Source organism: sulfur-oxidizing endosymbiont of Gigantopelta aegis (assembly GCF_016097415.1).
In the GTDB taxonomy this organism is placed as follows: domain Bacteria; phylum Pseudomonadota; class Gammaproteobacteria; order GRL18; family GRL18; genus GRL18.
The window spans coordinates 2,000,314-2,014,444 of the sequence record NZ_JAEHGE010000001.1 but is presented as its reverse complement, the minus strand read 5'-3'; the positions used below and the strand labels follow the sequence as shown (position 1 = coordinate 2,014,444).

Here is a 14,131-nt window from a genome sequence, read left to right as displayed (position 1 = left end):
TTTACTGCTTATAAACATTGGCTGACGCCATTCCTGGCGTTACAGCGGGTTGCTGAGTATTGATTACTTGCTGAGATTGCGTGGGCTGTGTCATAACCATTTCCAGATCATGTAAACACCCCTCAAAACTCATTGCTTCATTCATGCCCTGTTGTAAAAAACTCATTAAGGAAGGCTGTAGTTCAATGGCTTCATCAATGGCAGGCTCTGTACCATAAGTATAGGCACCGACATTAATTAAATCACGGTTTTGCTGATAAACAGAGTAAATTTGTTTGAAACGCTGGGCTAATTCAATATGCGATTCATCAACCACTTCAGTCATAACACGACTAATTGAAGCTTCAATGTCAATGGCGGGATAATGACCTTTTTCAGCCAACTCTCTTGATAACACCACATGACCGTCAAGAATGGCACGGGCGGCATCCGCAATTGGATCTTGCTGATCATCACCTTCTGTCAATACCGTATAAAAGGCCGTAATCGAGCCACCGCCACTCACGCCATTGCCTGCCCGTTCTACTAAACCCGGTAACTTGGCAAAAACAGAAGGTGGATAGCCTTTTGTCGCTGGCGGCTCACCAATAGCGAGTGCTATCTCACGTTGTGCCTGAGCAAAACGTGTCAATGAGTCCATTAATAATAAAACATGTTTACCCTGATCACGAAAATCTTCAGCGATACTGGTGGCCACCTGTGCCCCATGAAGACGCATGACAGGTGATTGATCAGCGGGAACAGCAACGACGACCGAACGTGCCATGCCTTCATCGCCGAGAATATTTTCAATAAACTCTTTAACCTCACGTCCTCGTTCACCAATCAAGCCCACAACGATAACATCGGCATCGGTAAATTTGGTCATCATCCCCAGGAGTACACTTTTACCCACACCACTACCGGCAAATAAGCCCATGCGCTGACCACGTCCTACAGTCAGCATGGCATTGATTGCACGAACGCCCACATCAAGATGAGTCGTAATGGGTTCTCTGGATAATGGGTTCATAATCTTGCCCGTTAGTGGGGCTTGTCGAGTATTTTCTAATGGCCCTTTATCGTCCAGTGGATTCCCTGCACCATCAATAACCCGACCTAATAACTCAATGCCAACGGGTACGCGATATGAGTCTGAAGTCGGAATCACGCGAGCATTCGGTAAGATGCCATGCAGTCCTTCAGTTGGCATTAGATAGAGTTTATCGCCAGAAAAACCAACCACTTCTGTCTCAATACACTGCTTATCCACGCCTTCAACCAAGCAACGACTACCGATAGCAGACTCACAACCTTCTGCTTCCAAAGTCATGCCCACCATACGTGTCAATTTACCTTCTACCTGCAAAGTAAATGGTTTGTTTTCTATGTTTTCACGTCCTTCTGCCAGTAATTTTGTCCATTGTGTGACACTATTTGATAGCAAAGGGATATCAAGCCTTTGCTTAGCAGGATTCTCAGTAGGAGGCGAGTCAGAACTCATAGTTTATCCACAGATTAAATGCAGTTTCAGCTGCATTATTTTAGGTTTTGCTGGTAACACCAGCCGTTTCATCGACTTCATCATCAAGCGTATCATCTTTTGCAACACTTTCACTTTCCTCTCGCTCATTGCCGGCTCTTTCACTGCCCGCTCTTTCACTACCAAGGATACGTACTGCAATTTCAGCGATTCGGGTTTCAATTTTAGCATCCACTTGTGAGGTGGCTGATTTAATTTCACAGCCACCACGCGTAATATTAGGTTCATCAATGATAGCCCATGATTCATCTTCCTGATAGCTGTCTGAGTCATTTTTTGTGCTTGATAAATGTTCTCTGGCGATAGCTGCATCAGCAGGATGTAAATACACTTTGATTTTTTTTGCACTGGAAGGTAGAACGAAGAGTGCTTCTTTGATAACCGCTATAATTTGTCCCGGATCAACGCTGATCTCACGGCGAATGATTTGCTTGGCCGTCGCAATGGCTAAGCTCACTAACTCTTCTTCAACGGTCTCGTTAACTGCTTCGATGGGAGTGGCTATAAACTGAATCATTTGCTCAAAATGTTTAACAATTTGAGCCACTTCTTCCTGGCCTTTGACTAGCCCTTCTTTACGACCTTCTTCCAATCCAGCCTGATAGCCTTCATCTTTACCTTGTTGAAAGCTTTCGTCATAAGCTTGCTTTTGCAGCGCTTCCAATTTTCGAGCAGTCATTAAACCTGACTGCTCTTTTTCTCTTTGCGCTTTGCTTTTACCACTGGGCACAAACAAACGTTGATATTTTATTTGCGAATCAGCGGAAATGACCTTGCTAAGCTTAGTCTCCTTATCCGAATCAGACATATTCATCGCCGCCCGCACTCAAAGCGATATCGCCCGACTCAGCCATACGTCGTGCCACACTGAGAATTTCACGCTGGGCATCTTCCACTTCACTGAGTTTCACCGGCCCACTGGCTTCAAGATCATCACGCAACATTTCCGCCGCACGTTTAGACATGTTTTTCAGGATTTTTTCTTTCACATCGTCATCGGCACCTTTGAGAGCAACAATTAAGATATCAGAGGAAACTTCTCTTAGGAGTGCCTGAATACCTCGGTCATCGACACCGGACAAATTGTCAAAAACAAACATACTGTCTTCAATTTCCTGCCCCAAATCTTCATCGACATTTTTGATGCCTTCCATAATGGCAGCTTCTGATGTGCCATCAACAAAGTTAAGAATGTCGGCTGCGGTTTTAATGCCGCCCACACTGGATGAACGGATACTACTTTCCTGACCGGCGAATTGTTTTTCTAAAATTTCATCCAGCTCAAACAAAGCTGCAGGCTGAATGGCATCCAGACTGGCAATACGCATCATGATATCAGCGCGGGTATTTTCGGGTAAATTAGATAGCACTAAACCAGCTTGATCGGCTTCGAGATAAGATAAAACAATGGCAATAATTTGTGGATGTTCTAAACGAATGACTTCGGCAATAGAACGTGGTTCCATCCACTTAAGAGCTTCCAGACCTTTTGACTGACGGCCAAGAAGAATACGGTCAATGACCCCACCAGCCTTATCTTTTCCAAGCGCCTTATTTAAGACGTTACGAAGATAATCTTCTGAGCCCATGCCTAAGGCTGTTTGGCCACCCACAATGGTATTAAAATTTGCTAGCACATCTTTGGCTTTACCTTTGTCAACATTACTCATGGTGGCCATGGCTTCACCAAGACTTTGCACTTCTTTAGGGCCTAGATGTTTCAGTATACCTGAAGCTTCTTCTTCGCCTACTGACATAAGAAAAACAGCGGCTTGCTGGATACCGTCTAGTCCCCCACCAGCCCCTCCCGCTTGTTTTTTATCTTCATCCGCCATGCTTACTTCTCTTTTATTACAATTATGAGTTAAATTGGTCGTGTATTATTGCTTTGTTTAAGCCGCTAGCCAGTTTTTTACCACTTGAGCAGCAATTTTAGGATCTTCTACGACTAATTTACGTGCCATATCAAGTTGTAGTTCATAGTCATCCGGTGGCTTAGGTAAGGCATCGGCTTCTTCACCCCCCATGCCATCCGCACCACCGGCAGCCAGAGCGGCTTGTGCTGATGCCCCGTCGACACCTTCACCTTCAATACCAACCAGTTCTTTATGTGGTTTGGACAAGCTTTTGAACGCTGGTTTTATCACTCCAAAGATTATATAGAGAACCACCAGAGCTGCCAAGACTTGTTTGACCAAGGGGGCAAACCAGGCTTGTTCCCAGACTGGCACATCAGGTAAGGCTTCAAGTTCAGTCGGAGAAACAAAGCCGGCATTAATAATATTGACACTATCTCCGCGCTGAGCATTAAAGCCCACGGCTTCTTTCACCAAGTTTGTAATACGTTTCAATTCATCTTCTGTTCTGGGTGTCGCTGTCACCGTGCCATCTTCTGCAACCACCTTTTTATCATCAATGACCACTGCAATCGAAATACGCTTCACATTACCCGTAGACAAACGGGTGTGACTAATCGTCTTATCCAATTCAAAGTTTTGCGTCAGTGTTTCTTTATTTTTAAAACCACCGCCGCCAGCTTCTCCTTCTACACCACCCGCATTTTCTGGTGCAATTGAACCACCGGGGGGTTGATTAGATAATGCACCAGGAATGCCTCCCTCATCAGAAGCAGACATTCTTTCAATTAATTGCTGCTTACTACGCGTTGCCGCAGCATCAGGGTTAAAGGTTTCTGAAGTTTTTTCGATTCGAGTAAAATCAATATCAGCATTCACTTGTGCTTTAAAGCCTGTAGCCCCTAAAAAGGGCGAGAGTATATTGCTCACTCGCTCAATATAGTTTTGTTCTACTTTATTAGTATACTCAAGTTGCTTTGAGTTTAATACCTGTTGTTTATTTTCAGTATTAGTCAGCAAACGCCCCATTTGATCAACCACGGTCACTTCTTCAACTTGTAAATTAGGCACACTGGAAGCCACCATATAAGTAATGGCATTAATTTGATCAAGCGTCATACGATGGCCTGAATAAATATTGGCAATCACTGAAGCGCTGGCTTTTTTGCGATTTCTGACAAAAACAGACTCTTTGGGGAGTGCTAAATGTACCCGAGCAGACTTAACATTTCTTAGTGCGGAAATAGAGCGAGACAGCTCTTCTTCAAGGGCATGTTGATAGCGAGCGGCCTGAATAAATTGACTAGTACCAAAAGATTGGTCTTCACTGAGAATATCAAAACCCTCAGGTCTCACATTCGGTAAGCCCTGGGCAGCTAATTGCATACGTGCTGTGTCAATTTCATTGGCTGGCACCATGATATTACCAGCACTTATTTTGTACTTTATTTTGCTTTGCTTTAAAGCATCTGCGACTTGCGAAAGTTCATTGTCAGGTAATTCTGCATAAAGCGTTGTGTAGTCGGGTGATTGCGACCAAAAGACAATAGCAACGCCTAAAGCAACACTCGCAGCAAGTCCCACCATTAGGCCTAATTGCCTTAATAGCGGATATTCACTAATGTTTTGTAACATCACCATCGAATTTTTGTTTGCTGTTTCTTCAGCCATTAGTTATTTCTCCACACATCACTAGTAGTATTTAGCCGAATTACACACGAATACGTTTAACTTCTTCATAAGCTTTGAGCAATTTATTTCTTACTTCAAGCATTGCACCAAAAGCAACGCTGGATTTTTCCGTAGCAATCATCACTTGAGCCAAGTCCACACCTTCTTTACCAGAAATAAAATCTTTCTTTAAATCGCCGGAAACTTGCTGCATTGAATTCACCTGTTGCACTGCTGATTTTAATAAGCTACCAAAATCAACAGATTCCGTTTCTGCCATTTTATTCACCGACGCAGTACCCGGAAGCCCGTCATTATTAATGTCCAAGGCGGTGTTTTTAGTCTTAGCCATATCAGCCATAGAGCGCATTTGCAGCATCATACTGGAGCTATTAATATCGTTAATCATCTCAGTGTCCTTGATATTTTCTGCACAAGTGTCAAAAAATAAGTGTTATTTATATTGTTTTATATACTTAAGCATTATTTAAGCAGTTTTCGCGCCAAAACCGCCCGGCACAACAATACCGCCATCACGCATCTTGGCTAACTTGTATCTCAGCGTCCTTTGGCTAATACCTAATTGTTCTGCCGCCATTTTTCTATTGCCCATTGTGGTGTGAAGAATTTCCAGAATTTTGTCAAATTCTCGACCACGCAACTCATCATTTAAATTTGATGAAGTTTTACTCTCAGCCAGCATACTCATCACATTAGAGCTATTCGCCTGAGTACTATTCATTTGTTCAGTTACTATTGAATCCGCTACTTTGGCAGAGACTCTATCAACAGAATTTAACTCAGCTTCAACACCGGTTTCGGAGAACATTTCCATCGGCATGTCTTCTGGTGTAATAATATTATCAATGTGTAAAATAAAAGCCCGTTGAATAACATTATCCATTTCACGAATATTGCCCGGCCAGTTATGACTGATCAGTTTTTGTTTCGCCTCATCAGATAATTGAGGGATTTGACAACCATTTTGTTTGGCCATTTTATTAATAATATGTTCCGCTAAAGGAATAATATCTTCCTTACGATCTTTTAAATCAGGAATACTTAAAGGGAATACATTGAGACGATAAAATAAATCTTCTCTAAAACGATTATCTTTAACCTGCTGCTGCATATTACGGTTAGACGTTGCCAAAACACGCACATTAAGAGGTATCAATTCCTGCCCTCCCAGACGTTCAACTTCTTTTTCTTGCAGGACACGTAAAAGCTTTGCCTGCAGGCCTAAATCCATTTCTGAAATTTCATCCAGTAATAAAGTGCCACCCTGAGCTTGCTCAAATTTACCGGATGAGGCTTTATAAGCGCCGGTAAAAGCCCCCTTTTCATAGCCAAACAAGGTTGCTTCAAGCATGTTCTCTGGAATAGCGGCACAGTTAATGGCAACAAAGGGTTTATCTGCACGACTGGAATTATTATGAATGAAACGGGCTAAGACCTCTTTACCCGTACCACTTGAACCACCAATCATGACCGTGGCATCACTGGCGGCCACGCGTTTTGAAAGTTGGGTAATTTGTTTCATACTCACAGATTCTGCAATCATTTGATGATCTTCAATGCTCTTGCCCACATAACGACTCACTACTGACACAAGGACTTCGGCCTCAAAGGGTTTGACCAGATAATCAACCGCCCCATCTTTCATGGCCTCAATGGCCTTGCTGATGGTGCCATAAGCTGTCATCAATAACACCGGCACATCATAGTGGCGTTTAATTTGCTTGAGCATTTGATGACCATCCATTTTAGGCATTTGCACATCACTGATCACAATGTCTATTTCGTAAGCGCTTAACGAACAGCGTTCTTTACCTTTTCCAATTCTGATTTTTTAAAATTCCAGGGAAGCAATGCTTCCAGCTTTTCAACCGTATCCGCATAAGGTAATTGGGTTAATACATAGACCATATACGTATATGGCTCAATATCATTGGCCTTAGCGGTTTCAATAAAACTATAATGAACTGCACTGGCATGTGCACCCTTTGGCGTATCTGAAAATAACCAGGCCTTTCTACCCACGCAGAATGGACGGATAGCATTTTCTGCCAGCACATTACTGATATTCAACCGACCATCTTCACAATAAACAGTCAGCTTAGGCCATTGATTATTAATATAGGTGAGTGCTTTTCCTGTCAAGCTGTCGTTCGGCACTTTGCCCAGGGTGTTATCGACCCATGTTCTTATTTTCTCAAGAAGCGGCAGGCTCTGTTTCTGACGAACCTTAAATTTTTCATTAACACTGGCTTCTTTTTATCTCACGCTCAATTAAATACAGCTTATTGATATGGGCCAGTGCCACATCGGCTTTGTAGGCTTTTGATTGCTCTCTTTTTCTTTGGTTGTGCCGTCTGAGAATCTTTGAATTTACGGCGAGTGTGATCCCAGCAGCCGACCGATGTGGCATTATTTTGTGCACACACGGCATTGTAACCGGCATAGCCATCGGTTTGCAGATAGCCGCTAAAGCCATCAAGCAGGCGCAGTGGTACTTCCTTCTTACGAGAAGGATCGTATTCAAACAGCACACTGGGTTGTCCAGGTGGCCCGCCACGTGACCCACATGTATTTGTTCGAATGAGCACTGAGTCCCGGCTCTTTTAATACTTTGAGCACCGTTTCATCCATTTGGATGATGTCACCCGACAGTTGATGTTCTCGCATGAGGTTGATGAGCGGCTGGAACTGATGAGCCAGTTTAATAGCCCAATTGGCCATGGTGGCTCGGGTTATATCGCCGCCATAGCGTGATAATATGCCTTCCATTCGATACAGAGGCAAACCATCGGCATATTTTGAGATAATGATGTGTGCCATCAGGTGAATACTGCCCATTGATTTAGGTAATGGATGTTTTGGCATGACCGCAGCTTTCATTGAACGACTGTCTGTGTCATTGGTGCCTGCAAAGACGGCTTTTTCCTGGAAGTATTCCAGTATTTGGACTTTAGCTGGAATGATATCCAGCTCTTCTCTGACTTTAGTGTAAAAAACCTCAATGGCACCGGCTTTTTCTTCATCTGTCAGATCGATGAAGACAGGGACTCTTGGAATATCTTTGAGAAAGGCTTCCTGCCTGTTTTTTCTTTCTTCTTAGGCGAAGTGGTTTTAGGTTCAGGGAGCCCCTCATCGTCAGCCGCCTGCTCAGCTTCATCAAATAAGCGTTCCTGACCATCACTTTTTTCACTGCTGGGTGCAAAGCGTTTACTACGAGCCAGACGAAGGGCTTCTTCCAGTATTTTTATACGGTGGTTTTTCTGTTCAATGACACTCAACAATTCATTCTTGTCCGCGTGTGAAAAAGCGGAAAATATAGAGTCGTTTTTGTGGATTCAGCCTTGTTTTGCATGGCTTTATTATAACAAAAAATAGACTAAAAGTACTTAAAATACAGACTCATAATGCAATTTCTTATGCGGTTTCATGACACTGATATCATAGCCGTCTAATAGCCAGTTGATTTGTTGTCCGGTGATATTCATCAGGTCATCTTCACCCTTTGGCCATTTGAACTTTTCTTCTGAGAGACTTTTGTAATAGAATACAAAACCGGTATTATCCCAGAAGAGGCATTTAATTTTATTACGCTGACGATTGGTAAAGGCATACAGATGGCCTGCAAAAGGATTATGACCTAATTCACATTCAACAATGGCACTGAGGCCAATAAAACTTTTACGAAAATCAACAGGCTTCAGATAGAGATACACCTGTGGCAGGCTGAGTGATGGACGTATGGCTGACTTCATTGGAACAGTCCTGCTAATTGTTTTACCAGCTGTACATTATCGGCAGTCACTCCTTCAATGCGTAGCTGATTGGGTAATTCTACAATTAATGCTGAGGTGCGGGCTGAATAGTGTTTCGGGGAGGATAGTTGAATAAAACCATTCCCCTTTGTCATCGCACTGGTTTGCGTTGTTGCACCCAGCAACTTACGCTTGTAATAGCCAAAACGTTTGATGGATAGCCCATGTTCCTGACAATAGGATGCCTGGCTGATACTGTTTTCATTCCATTGATTAACGTGGTCTTGCCAAAATTGTTTTGAGTTGGCTTGGGTTTCTGGTTTCATTGATATGTCTCATAATTAATCGATGGATTGATTATGAGGCAGGGGAGATATTTTTTGAATAACGCTAGATGGTTAAGCGCTTACTCTATTTCTGACATTTCATCCTGTGCAAGATGTTCTAATGCCGCACGACCATTATCCGCTTCCAGCGTGTTATAACCACCCATCTGTAATGTATCAACTAAGGCTTCACGCAGAGCCTCATCATCTTCAACTACTAGAATTAAAGGGCTTTGAGGATTCGTTTTTTAGTATTCATCATGCTAAGGTCTCCGAATGATGGTTTGCTATTTTTTGTGCAAGTTTTGAATTTGTGTGGGAATACGCATTCTAAACACACTCCCTGATGCTTCAGCTTTTGTTGAGGAACTTTCTAACCAAAGCTCACCATCATGAGCATTGGCAATGGCTTTTACTACCGCCAACCCTAAGCCTGTACCATTATTTTTGGTGGTGTAAAAGGGTTCAAATATCTTTGTTTCGTCTTCAGATGAAATACCTACACCATTGTCTATAATCGTGAAATCAATTGCGCCATGAATGGGTTGTGAGACGTTAATTGTTACCTTTGCTGCTCTGTCATTATTAGTTTTAACTGCATGTAAGGCATTATTAACTAGATTCACCAACCCGCTAATGAGAAGACTGCGATTACCGGAAATAAAAAATGTATTTTCAGGCTTATAATTAAAGGATAAATTAATGGCTTGATTGCTTTCAGGTAAAACAATATTTTGCTGTAATTCATTGAGCAGTTGCTGCACTGAAATGCTTTCACGATGTTCCATACCGTTGCGAGAAAAGAGCAACATATCATTGATCAATTGTTCCAGACTTTGAATACGAGTCAATATTTTGTCTGCAAAACGCAGGCGTTTGTCATTATCTAAATTGGGTGATTTTAAATGTGAAGCATAGAGTAAGGCGGCTGAAATGGGCGTTCTAATTTGATGGGCTAATTGCGCAGCCATTTGCCCCATGGATGCCAAACGGTTTTGCTGATCATATTTAGCTTGTAGCTGACGTTTCTCGGTCACATCTTGTAGAAGAATAATTTGACCGGGAACGCCCTCACCTAGAGGACAGGTCGAGATACTAACAATCTGGCCTTTTTAGTCATAGAATCTTGCCCGGAAGTTCGGCTGTGATCAAAGGCACGATTAATGACAGAATACCAGGCCACACCTATCAAAGGCTCATCTAACAATTCGATAGCGGCCGGATTACACTCTTGCACTAAACCTTTACCATCCAATACGATCACACCTGCGGGCAAAGCCTTAAGCAGTGCTTTTAAGCGGTTTTCCGTAATTGATTCTTGCAGTGAAGGCTTACTTTGTTGTATAGAATTAACCTCAACACTCTGCTCTTTGAGCAATGTCATTGAACTTGCTTCTGTTAATTCTGTATCGAAAAATGCCGCTACACCCATAATTTACTCCAGCGTCTCTTTTTTATTGAAGTTTTCTACGGGTTTGCTGCAAAAAGCAAACCAATTAATAATTAGACATTAAATTACAGTAGGTTACGACACATGCCATTTAATTAAAGTAGATACATGACATTTTTTTGACTTAATTTTTAATGATAATTATCAAGTAATTTTTAGCAACACAGATTGAAAAAATTCAGGGTTTAGTTATGCCCGTCTCTATGAGTCACCCTAATGATTATACTGTCAACTTTTTTTACAATATTTTTTATTCTATAAATTAATAATGCTTATTTTTAGTTCACTTATAGATACCACAAAAAAGAAGATAGTAATTAGTTAAATTTATAACCACACGCAACTTTAAAGCCCAACATCCATTATATAATGTTATTAAACAACACCTTGAATAACACTTGAAACAAAATATTAATAATTCGAAATTTTCTTTTCACTGATAGTTATTCAAATACTATTGCACTGTAACTTATTCTACACTCCGTTTTTTAGTGTCAGTTTTTTTTACAAACCTACTATTTTTTATATTCCATTTAAACAAACATAATAATTTTATGTAAAAAAACAATTAGTTAACACTCATGGAACATTTTATGCTTAACATGTATTACAAACACATTTTATCCTTAAGTTAAACTAGGAGTTTTATTATGATACATGAATTTAGAATGCTTACAGTAGCGGCAGTAATGCTTGTGAGCACAACAGCTAATGCAACAATTGCTACTGTTTTTGATGGCATTAGCGCAGGTGTCAGTAGCTTTAGCTCAACTGTTGCCGGTGCGGGTGGTACTGAATCAGTTGATGTTTGGTCAACTATGAGCGGTGGGGTTAGTATTGACCGAGGCGACTATGTCATCACTCAAAATGATGGTGGTTCAGCCTCTGTAAGGTCTTATGGTTCAATGTCAGGAGAAACCATTAGGATCAATCCTTTTACTTCTGCTACAGGTGGTTCTAATCCACGTACTGATCCTATGGATTATTTTGCGAGTGGGATTAGCTTTACTTTTGATACTCCCGTTAATGCGGTTGGTTTTGAGGTAGGTGATTGGGCAACTTGTTGTTTTGATCCTTTGACTGAATTATTTATGTCTTTTGATGATGGTACACCTATCAAAGTCGCAAGTGCCAATGCAAGAGCTGATGGCCAATTCCCATCACAAACCGATCCCAGTAGAAGTGTATTTGAAATCTTTGTTGCGGCTTTTGATGATACGGGGGATTTTACCAAAGTGTCTTTCTGGGGCAATGGCATTGGTGAAGTGCTTGTAGCGGGTGGACAAGTACGTTATGCCTTGCTCAATCAGGGAAGCTTACCTAGTATTCCAGAACCCGCATCTTTGGCTCTTTTTGGTCTTGGACTTGTAGGAATGGGTTTTTCTCGTAGAAAAAAACAAGCTAATTAATTAGTTATTTAGAACAAAAAAGCCAACTTATAAAGTTGGTTTTTTTGTTTAAAGCCGTGTTATGAAGATACCGTGAAATAATTATGTCATTTGTTTATCGCTCTACCCATCGACTCTACAGCTACGTATAGTCCTACCATCCAAAATCACTCAATTACTTTGAAACATCACTTCATATTTTTTCATTTTCTCCACCAGAGTAGTTCTGCGCATATTCAAGCGTTTGGCCGCGTGAGCAACCACACCATCAGACTCTTTGAGGGCTTGTTGTATAAGAGAATATTCAAGGTTGGCCATGTGATCTTTTAAATCAAAACCACCTTGTGGTAATTGACTGGATAAAGCGTCTAAGTTTGAACCATCATCCAGCAAAGGTGTTGCTTCATTCTGCGTTGCTATATTTTCAGTGGCTAAAGTTTTATCTTCAGTATCGTTCTCATTTGAAACACCAATATTATTGATATCAGGTAATTCTTCAATATGAGAAATATCGTATTGATATTTTTCTGGCAAATCATCCCAACTAACCGGTTCTTCGGGGAACATAATACCCAAGCGTTCCACTAAATTAGATAATTCACGCACATTGCCTGGCCAGGCATGTTGCATAATAGATGCCATGGCTTCAGGGCTAAGTGCTACAGAACTTTCACTGATCTCCTGCATACGTTGATTGAGCACTTGGAATAACAGTGGAATGTCTTCTACACGCTCTCTTAAAGCCGGAATTTCGATGGGGAATACATTAAGACGATAAAATAAATCTTCTCTAAAGCGACCCGCTTTGACTTCGTCTTCTAAATCTCTATGGGTTGCGGCAATGACCCGCACATCAGCATGGAGACTTTTATTGCCCCCAACGCGTTCAAAGATACGTTCTTGCAGGACACGTAAAATTTTCACTTGCATGGCAAGAGGCATATCGCCAATTTCATCTAAGAAGAGTGTGCCTTCCTGAGCCATTTCAAAGCGTCCTTTGCGTTGTGTTAACGCGCCGGTAAAAGCCCCCTTTTCATGACCAAACAATTCACTCTCTAATAAGTCTCTGGGGATTGCACCACAATTGACGGGCACATAGGGCTTTTTAGTACGTTTGGACAGTTTATGCAGGCAATTTGCCACCACTTCTTTACCCGTGCCTGATTCACCGAGTATCAGGACACTGGCATTACTTTTTGCCACCTGATTGATTAATTTTTTTACCTGGCGAATCACAACACTATCACCAACAAATGCTTCGTCTAAAAATGAGCCTGAGTTGATTGTTTCTGAATTTTGAACCACTGAAAACCTCAAATTGTCAATTTATTGTCAGCTATCAAAAAATTGACAATAAAAAATGCAGAAATAGAAAATATTATCCTAGCAATGAAAATATAGCGGATTTTTGAGATATGTAAAGTCAAAACTTTGTTAATAAGTCAAAATAAAGCTTATTTAGTCAAAAAAATGTCACTCCAATTGTTCTACTGGCTTTTTTTGACAGATTGATAGTTATCAGTAATAATAGTTTTTATAAAATAATAACTTATCAAGCTTATCTTGATTTTTTATTGGAAAAAGTTAAATAGCTTACTTCACTGGCAAAAAAAATAACAATAAATTTGATAAAGGTCGATAATGAAAATTGAAACCACTCGCTTTGGCTCACAGGAAGTTACACAAGAGAGCATTATCCATTTTCCTAATGGACTATTAAGCAACGCTGAACTAAAGAATTTTAAACTTTTTCATAAAGAAGATGATGCTCAAGATAAAGAGGGGGCGCCTGTTGTTTTTTGGCTTCAATCTATCGAACAACCCGATACGGCTTTTTCTATTTTTGATCCATCACTTGCCAATTTTTATTATGAAGTATCATTGCCTGATGAAGATTACAAATTGCTTGATTCCGAAGGTTCTAGTGAAATAGCAATGATGGTTATTGTTAAGGATAGTAATGCGGATAGTGGGGTAAAAAAAGAAGGTTTAACGCTGGTGAACGCGAATATCACTGAACCACTCTTTCTTAACCTACATTCCCAAAAAGGTTTGCAACGTTCAATTAAAGATTTGGATTATGATATTTTCTTGAATGTGCCTGTTGTTGATTCAAAGAGTTGATTCAAAGGCTTTAGAAGCCAA

18 protein-coding genes and 1 pseudogene are annotated in these 14,131 nt (G+C 41.0%); 3 read left to right on the top strand and 16 right to left on the bottom strand.

Translation table 11 applies throughout. The features are described from left to right. Position 1: 1 nt before the first annotated feature. The 10 genes and pseudogenes from fliI to JEU79_RS26300 all read right to left on the bottom strand — a co-directional run bounded on the left by fliI (position 2) and on the right by JEU79_RS26300 (position 7,935). Positions 2-1,483 carry a flagellar protein export ATPase FliI gene (gene fliI / locus JEU79_RS10015; protein ID WP_198264003.1) on the bottom strand — a complete coding sequence of 494 codons (1,482 nt, stop codon included), beginning with the start codon at positions 1,481-1,483 and terminating at the stop codon, positions 2-4. A 40-nt stretch (positions 1,484-1,523) separates the two neighbouring features. Further along, positions 1,524-2,330: a flagellar assembly protein FliH gene (locus JEU79_RS10010; RefSeq protein WP_198264002.1), complete on the bottom strand. Its 807-nt coding sequence runs from the start codon at positions 2,328-2,330 to the stop codon at positions 1,524-1,526. Further along, positions 2,323-3,357 (bottom strand): flagellar motor switch protein FliG, encoded by a 1,035-nt coding sequence (fliG, locus tag JEU79_RS10005; RefSeq protein ID WP_198264001.1) that lies wholly within the window; start codon positions 3,355-3,357, stop codon positions 2,323-2,325. The genes JEU79_RS10010 and fliG overlap by 8 nt, the downstream gene beginning before the upstream one ends. 57 nt (positions 3,358-3,414) lie before the next feature. After that, complete coding sequence (fliF, locus tag JEU79_RS10000) at positions 3,415-5,049, bottom strand: flagellar basal-body MS-ring/collar protein FliF (RefSeq protein ID WP_198264000.1); 1,635 nt, start codon at positions 5,047-5,049, stop codon at positions 3,415-3,417. A gap of 40 nt (positions 5,050-5,089) precedes the next feature. Then, entirely contained in the window at positions 5,090-5,458 is a 369-nt protein-coding gene (gene fliE, locus JEU79_RS09995) for a flagellar hook-basal body complex protein FliE (RefSeq protein ID WP_198263999.1), read from the bottom strand. Between the two features lie 78 nt (positions 5,459-5,536). Next, positions 5,537-6,850, bottom strand: a complete 1,314-nt coding sequence (locus tag JEU79_RS09990) for a sigma-54-dependent transcriptional regulator (RefSeq protein WP_425511171.1) — start codon at positions 6,848-6,850, stop codon at positions 5,537-5,539. Between the two features lie 11 nt (positions 6,851-6,861). Beyond that, the gene (locus JEU79_RS28480; RefSeq protein ID WP_425511170.1) at positions 6,862-7,020 is read right to left on the bottom strand and encodes a transposase domain-containing protein; all 159 of its coding nucleotides are present in this window, start codon (positions 7,018-7,020) and stop codon (positions 6,862-6,864) included. A gap of 36 nt (positions 7,021-7,056) precedes the next feature. Continuing rightward, positions 7,057-7,302: pseudogene (locus JEU79_RS28475) on the bottom strand (IS66 family transposase); the annotation flags it as partial. Between the two features lie 50 nt (positions 7,303-7,352). After that, on the bottom strand, positions 7,353-7,601 hold the full coding sequence (locus JEU79_RS27415; protein ID WP_281400859.1) for an IS66 family transposase: 249 nt from the start codon (positions 7,599-7,601) through the stop codon (positions 7,353-7,355). Next, positions 7,591-7,935, bottom strand: coding sequence for an IS66 family transposase (locus JEU79_RS26300; RefSeq protein WP_246540150.1), 345 nt, complete (start codon positions 7,933-7,935; stop codon positions 7,591-7,593). The genes JEU79_RS27415 and JEU79_RS26300 overlap by 11 nt, the downstream gene beginning before the upstream one ends. On the opposite strand from JEU79_RS26300, the gene JEU79_RS27410 reads away from it, so the two are divergent. Then, positions 7,934-8,062: a hypothetical protein gene (locus JEU79_RS27410; RefSeq protein WP_281400858.1), complete on the top strand. Its 129-nt coding sequence runs from the start codon at positions 7,934-7,936 to the stop codon at positions 8,060-8,062. The genes JEU79_RS26300 and JEU79_RS27410 overlap by 2 nt on opposite strands. Before the next feature lie 34 nt (positions 8,063-8,096). On the opposite strand, the gene JEU79_RS26295 is transcribed toward JEU79_RS27410, so the two are convergent. The 5 genes from JEU79_RS26295 to JEU79_RS09965 form a co-directional block, all read right to left on the bottom strand. Beyond that, the gene (locus JEU79_RS26295; protein ID WP_246540149.1) at positions 8,097-8,351 is read right to left on the bottom strand and encodes a transposase; all 255 of its coding nucleotides are present in this window, start codon (positions 8,349-8,351) and stop codon (positions 8,097-8,099) included. 105 nt (positions 8,352-8,456) lie between these two features. Next, the gene (tnpB, locus tag JEU79_RS09980; protein ID WP_198263997.1) at positions 8,457-8,822 is read right to left on the bottom strand and encodes an IS66 family insertion sequence element accessory protein TnpB; all 366 of its coding nucleotides are present in this window, start codon (positions 8,820-8,822) and stop codon (positions 8,457-8,459) included. Further along, positions 8,819-9,148, bottom strand: a complete 330-nt coding sequence (tnpA, locus tag JEU79_RS09975; RefSeq protein WP_198263342.1) for an IS66 family insertion sequence element accessory protein TnpA — start codon at positions 9,146-9,148, stop codon at positions 8,819-8,821. The genes tnpB and tnpA overlap by 4 nt, the downstream gene beginning before the upstream one ends. A 287-nt stretch (positions 9,149-9,435) precedes the next feature. Then, the gene (locus JEU79_RS09970; protein ID WP_198263996.1) at positions 9,436-10,185 is read right to left on the bottom strand and encodes a sensor histidine kinase; all 750 of its coding nucleotides are present in this window, start codon (positions 10,183-10,185) and stop codon (positions 9,436-9,438) included. Between the two features lie 38 nt (positions 10,186-10,223). Next, complete coding sequence (locus JEU79_RS09965; protein WP_198263995.1) at positions 10,224-10,580, bottom strand: PAS domain-containing protein; 357 nt, start codon at positions 10,578-10,580, stop codon at positions 10,224-10,226. Positions 10,581-11,287: 707 nt separating this feature from the next. Here JEU79_RS09965 and JEU79_RS09960 point away from each other — a divergent pair. Then, on the top strand, positions 11,288-12,007 hold the full coding sequence (locus JEU79_RS09960; protein WP_246540554.1) for a PEP-CTERM sorting domain-containing protein: 720 nt from the start codon (positions 11,288-11,290) through the stop codon (positions 12,005-12,007). A 150-nt stretch (positions 12,008-12,157) separates the two neighbouring features. Here the strand turns inward: JEU79_RS09960 and JEU79_RS09955 are convergent, their stop codons facing one another. Then, a complete protein-coding gene (locus JEU79_RS09955) occupies positions 12,158-13,291 on the bottom strand; it encodes a sigma-54 interaction domain-containing protein (protein WP_343074959.1) in 1,134 nt (377 codons plus the stop codon). A 336-nt stretch (positions 13,292-13,627) separates the two neighbouring features. On the opposite strand from JEU79_RS09955, the gene fliW reads away from it, so the two are divergent. Then, a complete protein-coding gene (gene fliW / locus JEU79_RS09950) occupies positions 13,628-14,110 on the top strand; it encodes a flagellar assembly protein FliW (protein ID WP_198263993.1) in 483 nt (160 codons plus the stop codon). Positions 14,111-14,131 lie beyond the last annotated feature (21 nt).